The following is a 6,380-nucleotide window of genomic DNA, read 5'->3' as shown; positions in this document are numbered from 1 at the left end:
CTCCCCGCCCACGGGCGGGGAGCCGGCCGACGCAGCGGCGACCCGCGGCTAGTTGCGCCCCTCCGGGGTGCCGATGCGCGCGCCGCTCTCGACGTCGAAGAGGTGCACCCGCTCAGGGAGCGGCTTCACCGTGACGGTCTCGCCGGCGTTGGGGTGGGTGCGGCCGTCGACGCGCACGACCAGGTCGAGGTCCTTGCCGGCCAGCGACACGGAGCCGAACAGGTAGCCGTCGGCCCCGAGCTCCTCGACGAGCGTGACGTCGAGGGTGAGCCCGTCGGATCCCTGGGCCCCGACGACCATGTCCTCGGGGCGCACGCCGACCGTCACCCGGTTGCCCGAGATCGCGGAGCGGACCTCGGGCGCCAGCGGGATCGTCGCGTTGCCGAAGAGCAGCCCCGCCTCGTCGATCTCGGCGTCGAAGAGGTTCATGGCCGGGCTGCCGATGAAGCCTGCGACGAAGGTGTTGTTCGGGTGGTCCAGCAGCTCGCGCGGGGTGCCGACCTGCTGCAGCACGCCGAGCTTCATCACGGCGATGCGATCGCCCATGGTGAGGGCCTCGGTCTGGTCGTGGGTCACGTAGACGGTCGTGACGCCGAGATCGCGCTGCAGCGCGGCGATCCGGGTGCGGGTCTGCACGCGCAGCTTGGCGTCGAGGTTCGAGAGCGGCTCGTCCATGAGGAAGACCTTCGGCTGGCGCACGATCGCTCGGCCCATGGCGACGCGCTGCCGCTGGCCGCCGGAGAGCGCCTTCGGCTTGCGGTCGAGGTACTCGGTGAGGTCGAGCTGCTCGGCGACGGCCTCGACGCGCTTGCGGCGCTCCTCCTTGCTCACGCCCGCGATCTTGAGCGCGAAGCCCATGTTCTCGGCCACCGACATGTGCGGGTACAGCGCGTAGTTCTGGAACACCATCGCGATGTCGCGGTCCTTGGGCGAGACCTCGGTGGCATCCTCTCCGCCGATCAGGATCCGGCCGCTCGTGACCTCCTCGAGACCGGCGAGCATGCGCAGCGCCGTGGACTTGCCGCAGCCGGAGGGCCCGACGAGCACGAGGAACTCGCCGTCCTCGATGTCGAGTTGGAGCTGTGAGACCGCCGGACGGTCGGTTCCGGGGTACTGCAGGGTGACGTCTTCGTAGACAACGCTCGCCATCGAGTTTTCCTTTCGTTCCACCGGCAGGTACGTGCCGGACGATCCGTAGTGAGAGCGAATTGCTGCCGGCGCGGAGCCGACCTCTGCAGTCTTCCACATCGGGGGCGAAACGCAAAGCGCGGGGCGGTGATCCCGCCCCGCGCCTCGGATGCGCGCTCCCGGCCGGCCCCGGTCAGACCCGCAGGTACCTGGTGATCGCGATCTTGGCCGCGATCGCCGAGAGCACGACGCCCACGAGCACCAGGACCGGGGGCACCACGAGCGACTGCTCCACCGTGATGTAGCTGGTGAACGGCACGTTCCTCACGAGGAAGTCCTGCACGAAGAACTTCACGATCGCGACGGATGCCGCGCCGGCGAGCACGGCCCCGATGAGCGCGGCGATGATGCCCTCCAGGATGAAGGGCGTCTGGATGAACCGGTTCGACGCGCCGACGAGGCGCATGATCCCGATCTCCCGCCGTCTCGAGAACGCCGACAGCCGGATCGTCGTCGAGATCAGCAGCATCGCGGCGACGAGCATGAGACCCGCGATCGCGATCGCGGAGTAGCTCGCGACGCCGAGGAAGAGGAAGATCCGGTCGAGCAGGCTGCGCTGGTCCGAGACGCTCTGCACCCCGGGGATGCCCGCGAAGGTCTCCTGGATGATCGCCGAGCGCGACGGGTCCTCGAGCTTGATCCAGAAGGTCTGGTTCAGCTGCTCGGGCCGCGTGATGTCGACGATCGGGTTGCCCTCGAACTGCTTGACGAACTCCTCGTAGGCCTGGTCGTGGTCCACGAAGAAGAAGTCGTCGATGTAGGGGCGCAGCGTGTCGGATTCGAGCGCCGACTGGACCGCGGCGATCTGCTCCTCGTTCGCGTCCTCGCCCGAGCAGGTGGCGCTCTGGTCGTAGTCGGTGCAGAGGTACACCGCCACCTGCGCCCGGTCGTACCAGAAGGTCTTCATCTGCTGGATCTGCAGCTGCATGAGGATCGCGGCGCCCACGAAGGTGAGCGACACGAAGGTCACGAGGATCACCGAGATGACCACGGACATATTGCGGCGGAGGCCGTTCCACACCTCGCCGAGGACCAGTCCCACCCTCATCGCACGGGCCCCACATCCGTCTGATCGTCCTGGTCTCGTTTCGACAGCCCCAGCCGCTCGGCGACGCCGCCCTCATAGGCCTCGCGCACCGGATCGATCGGCGCGCCCTGCTGCAGGAAGGCCGGAATGCCGCTCTGGTCGTCCTCGCCGGCGCGCACCGTCTCGTCCAGCTCGTCCTCCTCGTCGCCGTCCCCGCGCGCCGCGGAGGTCTCCGCGGCGGCCTCCCGGCGCCGCCGCTCGGCCTCCTCGAGGCGCTCCTCGGCGGACGGCGGAGGGTAGGCCTCCGCCTCGCCGGGCACTCCGAGCATGGTCAGCAGCTCGTCGTCGCTCTCGGCGCCGGTCATGCCGCCCTGCGCGGCGATCGCCTCCTCGGACAGGCCGGGTTCGCCCTCGGGCGCGAGGGCGGCGCGGACGACCTCCTCGCTCGTGCGCAGGGCCTGCGCCTGCGCGTCGCCGTCGGCGGTGAGGTGGCCGATCGGGATCGAGGCCGTCTCGCCGTAGCCGCCTCCCTGCTCGTCGCGCACCACGATGCCCTGGGAGAGCTCGACGACCCGCTGCTGCATGATGTCCACGAACGTCGCCTCGTGGGTCGCCATCACCACGGTGGTGCCGGCGGCGTTGATCGCCCGCAGCAGCTGCATGATCCCGAGGCTGGTCGCGGGGTCCAGGTTGCCGGTCGGCTCGTCGGCCATGAGGATCGCTGGCTTGTTCACGATGGCGCGCGCGATCGCGACGCGCTGCTGCTCGCCGCCCGAGAGCTCGTGGGGGAACCGCTTGCCCTTGCCGCCGAGCCCCACCATCTCCAGCGTGTCGGGCACCGCCTCCTGGATGAAGCCGCGCGACTTGCCGATCACCTGCAGCGAGAAGGCGACGTTGTCGTACACCGTCTTGTCGGTGAGCAGGCGGAAGTCCTGGAAGACCATGCCGAGGTTGCGCCGGAAGTAGGGCACCTTGCGGCTCGAGATCTTGCTGAGGTCGTGGCCGAGCACGTGCACCTTGCCCGAGGTCGGCTGATCCTCGCGCAGGATCAGCCGCAGGCAGCTCGACTTGCCCGAGCCGGAAGCGCCGACGATGAACACGAACTCGCCGCGATCGACCTGCAGGTCTATCCCGTCGAGGGCGGGGCGCTGCGTCCCGCGGTATTTTTTGGTGACGTTCTCAAAGAGGATCATGACGAGCACGACAATACGCGCGATTTCTGAACGTCCCGGCGAGGCGCGCGGGCATCGGGGAGATACCCGCGGGCGGCCTCACTCCCCCTTCTGGGAGAGCGAGCGCCAGCGGATGCCCGCGGCGATGAAGCCGTCGATGTCGCCGTCGAACACCGCGTCGGGCTGCGAGGACTCGTGCCCGGTGCGCAGGTCCTTCACCAGCTGCTGGCCGTAGAGGAAGTAGGAGCGGATCTGGTCGCCCCAGCTCGCCGTGATGCTCCCGGCGAGCTCCTTCTTCTTCGCGGCCTCCTCCTCGCGCTGCAGCAGCAGCAGCCGCGTCTGCAGCACGCGCATCGCGGCGGCGCGGTTCTGGATCTGGCTCTTCTCGTTCTGCATCGACACGACGATGCCGGTGGGGATGTGCGTGATGCGCACGGCGGAGTCCGTCGTGTTGACCGACTGGCCGCCGGGGCCGGAGGAGCGGTAGACGTCGACGCGGATGTCGGTCTCGGGCACCTCGACGGCGGTCGCCTCCTCCATGAGGGGGATCACCTCGACCGCCGCGAAGCTCGTCTGCCGCTTGTCCGCGGATCCGAAGGGGCTGATGCGCGCCAGACGATGCGTGCCGGCCTCGACCGAGAGGGTGCCGAACGCGTACGGCGCGTCGACCTCGAACGTCGCCGACTTGATGCCGGCGCCCTCGGCGTAGGAGGTGTCCAGCACCTTCGCGGTGTAGCCCTGCTTCTCGGCCCAGCGCAGGTACATGCGCAGCAGCATCTCCGCGAAGTCGGTGGCGTCGTCGCCGCCCGCGCCGGAGCGGATCGTGATCACCGCCGCCCGCTCGTCGTACTCGCCCGAGAGCATCGTCTGCACCTCGAGGTCCTGCACGAGCGCCTCGATGGCCGCCAGCTCCTCCGCGGCCTCCGCGGCGGAGTCCTCGTCGTCGGCCTCCTGGGCGAGCTCGATCAGCACCTCGAGGTCGTCCAGGCGCGCTTCGACGGCGCGGAGCCGCTTGACCCGCGCCTGGCGATGGCTCAGGCCGCTCGTGACCTTCTGCGCCTCGGCGGGGTCGTCCCAGAGGTCGGGGGCGGAGGCCTGCTGCTCGAGCTCGGCGATCTCCCGCTCGAGTCGGGGCAGGTCGGTGACGGCCGCGATGTCGGCGTACGTGGTCCGCACCTCGCGGATGCGTGAGCTGAAGTCAAGTTCGAGCATGATTCAGCTAGCTTACCGCCCGGTCGCGTTCGCTACGCCGACAGGCGGATTCTGCGGGCGGATCTCGCGATCAGCCTGCAGAATCCGCCTGTCGGCGCGTGTCGGGCGCGTTCCCCGTCAGGCCCGGGCGAGGCGCTTCTGACGGTTGATGTTGATCACCTGCACCACGATCACCAGCACGAGCGCCCCGATGAACACGATGGAGGCGAGCACGTTGGCCTGCGCCGGCACGCCGCGCAGCGCCGAGGTGTAGATGAACTTGGGGAACGTGTTCTCGGTGCCCGCGTTGAAGTTCGTGATGATGAAGTCGTCGAACGACAGCGCGAAGCTGAGCAGCGCGGCGCCGATGATGCCCGGCATCAGCATGGGCAGCGTGATCCGCCAGAACACCTGCGACGGCGAGGCGTAGAGGTCGCGGCCCGCCTCCTCGATCGCGGGGCTCAGGCTCGCCACCCGCGCCTTCACCGCGACCACGACGTAGGAGATGCAGAACATCGTGTGCGCGATGATGATGGTGCCGATGCCCTTCTCCACGCCGGCCAGCAGGAACTGCGCCGCGAGGCCGGCGCCGAGCACGACCTCGGGCGTCGCCATCGGCGTGAACAGCAGCAGGCTGATCGTCGAGCGGAACTTGAAGCGGTAGCGCACGAGAGCGATCGCGATCGCGGTGCCCATGACGGTGGCGAGCACCGTGGCCACGACGCCGATCAGGATGCTGTTGCCGAAGGCCTCGCAGACGTTCGGCGCACCGCACGGGTTCGTCCAGTTGTCGAGCGTGAAGCCGCGCCAGACGATGTTGTTGCGGCCCGCGTCGTTGAAGGAGAACGTGATCACGTGCGCGATCGGCAGCAGCAGGTAGATGAGCGCGATCGCGCCCGCGACGGGGACGAAGAGCTTGCCCAGGCTGAACTTGTTCACAGCAGGTCCTCCGCTCCGCTCCGGCGCACGTAGGTGGCGACGAAGATCAGGATGATCGCCATCAGGATCACCGACAGCGTGGCCGCCATGGGGTAGTTCTGCGTCTGCAGGAAGTTCGCCTCGATCACGTTGCCCACCATCGTCGTGTTCGTCGAGCCGAAGAACTCGCGCGACGCGTTGATGTAGTCGCCCGACATCGGGATGAAGCTGAGCAGCGTGCCAGACACGACGCCCGGCAGGGAGAGCGGCAGCGTGACCTTACGGAACGTCGTCACCGGCGAGGCGTAGAGATCGGCCCCCGCCTCGACCATCCGCAGGTCGAGCGACTGCAGCGACGCGAACATCGGCAGCACCATGAACGGGATGAAGTTGTATATCAGGCCGAAGACGACCGAGAAGTCCGTTCCGACCCAGTCGCTCGGCAGGATCTGCTTCCACGCGAGCGCCCGCAGCAGGAAGCTGATGAAGAACGGCGCGATGACGAGGATCAGCAGGATCCCCTGCGCCATCGGGTAGGGCCGCATCTTCACGCCGATGAGGTAGGCCAGGGGGTAGCTGATCAGGAGCCCGCACAGCGTCGCGATGATCGCGTAGGCGAAGGACCGCATGATCTGCGGCAGGTACTCCTGCATCGCCACGGCGTAGTTCGAGATCTGGAAGGCCTGGACGTAGTCGCCGATGCCGCCCGTCTCCGACGCCGTCTGCACCGAGGTGATGATCAGCTGGATGAAGGGCGCCAGGAAGAACAGCAGCATGTAGGCGATGCCGGGCGCGAGCAGCACGAGCGCCACCCACGGCCGCTTCTTCGGGGCCTGGTCCACGACGGCGGTCGCGGCGCCGGAGAACGCAGTGATAGCCATGAC

At 68.4% G+C, this 6,380-nt stretch carries 6 protein-coding genes; all 6 read right to left on the bottom strand.

Annotated features, from left to right (window positions below; translation table 11 throughout):
- Nucleotides 1-48 precede the first annotated feature (48 nt).
- Nucleotides 49-1,149 carry an ABC transporter ATP-binding protein gene (locus tag JD276_RS05760; protein ID WP_200114729.1) on the bottom strand — a complete coding sequence of 367 codons (1,101 nt, stop codon included), beginning with the start codon at nucleotides 1,147-1,149 and terminating at the stop codon, nucleotides 49-51.
- Nucleotides 1,150-1,321: 172 nt separating this feature from the next.
- The gene (gene ftsX, locus JD276_RS05755) at nucleotides 1,322-2,236 is read right to left on the bottom strand and encodes a permease-like cell division protein FtsX (protein ID WP_200114728.1); all 915 of its coding nucleotides are present in this window, start codon (nucleotides 2,234-2,236) and stop codon (nucleotides 1,322-1,324) included.
- Nucleotides 2,233-3,408: a cell division ATP-binding protein FtsE gene (gene ftsE, locus JD276_RS05750; protein ID WP_200114727.1), complete on the bottom strand. Its 1,176-nt coding sequence runs from the start codon at nucleotides 3,406-3,408 to the stop codon at nucleotides 2,233-2,235. The genes ftsX and ftsE overlap by 4 nt, the downstream gene beginning before the upstream one ends.
- Before the next feature lie 78 nt (nucleotides 3,409-3,486).
- Nucleotides 3,487-4,599: a peptide chain release factor 2 gene (gene prfB / locus JD276_RS05745; RefSeq protein ID WP_200114726.1), complete on the bottom strand. Its 1,113-nt coding sequence runs from the start codon at nucleotides 4,597-4,599 to the stop codon at nucleotides 3,487-3,489.
- A gap of 117 nt (nucleotides 4,600-4,716) precedes the next feature.
- Nucleotides 4,717-5,517, bottom strand: a complete 801-nt coding sequence (locus tag JD276_RS05740) for an ABC transporter permease (protein WP_200114725.1) — start codon at nucleotides 5,515-5,517, stop codon at nucleotides 4,717-4,719.
- Nucleotides 5,514-6,377 carry an ABC transporter permease gene (locus JD276_RS05735; RefSeq protein ID WP_200114724.1) on the bottom strand — a complete coding sequence of 288 codons (864 nt, stop codon included), beginning with the start codon at nucleotides 6,375-6,377 and terminating at the stop codon, nucleotides 5,514-5,516. The genes JD276_RS05740 and JD276_RS05735 overlap by 4 nt, the downstream gene beginning before the upstream one ends.
- Between the last annotated feature and the right edge of the window lie 3 nt (nucleotides 6,378-6,380).

The organism is Leucobacter chromiisoli, from assembly GCF_016522505.1.
Classification (GTDB): Bacteria; Actinomycetota; Actinomycetes; order Actinomycetales; family Microbacteriaceae; genus Leucobacter; species Leucobacter chromiisoli.
This window is presented reverse-complemented; position numbering and strand designations above follow the sequence as displayed.

Excerpts from the sequence above, each read along its gene's own strand:
- JD276_RS05760 (WP_200114729.1), bottom strand. The coding sequence starts at position 1,149 with ATGGCGAGCGTTGTCTACGAAGACGTCACCCTGCAGTACCCCGGAACC.
- ftsX (WP_200114728.1), bottom strand. The coding sequence starts at position 2,236 with ATGAGGGTGGGACTGGTCCTCGGCGAGGTGTGGAACGGCCTCCGCCGC.
- ftsE (WP_200114727.1), bottom strand. The coding sequence starts at position 3,408 with ATGATCCTCTTTGAGAACGTCACCAAAAAATACCGCGGGACGCAGCGC.
- prfB (WP_200114726.1), bottom strand. The coding sequence starts at position 4,599 with ATGCTCGAACTTGACTTCAGCTCACGCATCCGCGAGGTGCGGACCACG.
- JD276_RS05735 (WP_200114724.1), bottom strand. The coding sequence starts at position 6,377 with ATGGCTATCACTGCGTTCTCCGGCGCCGCGACCGCCGTCGTGGACCAG.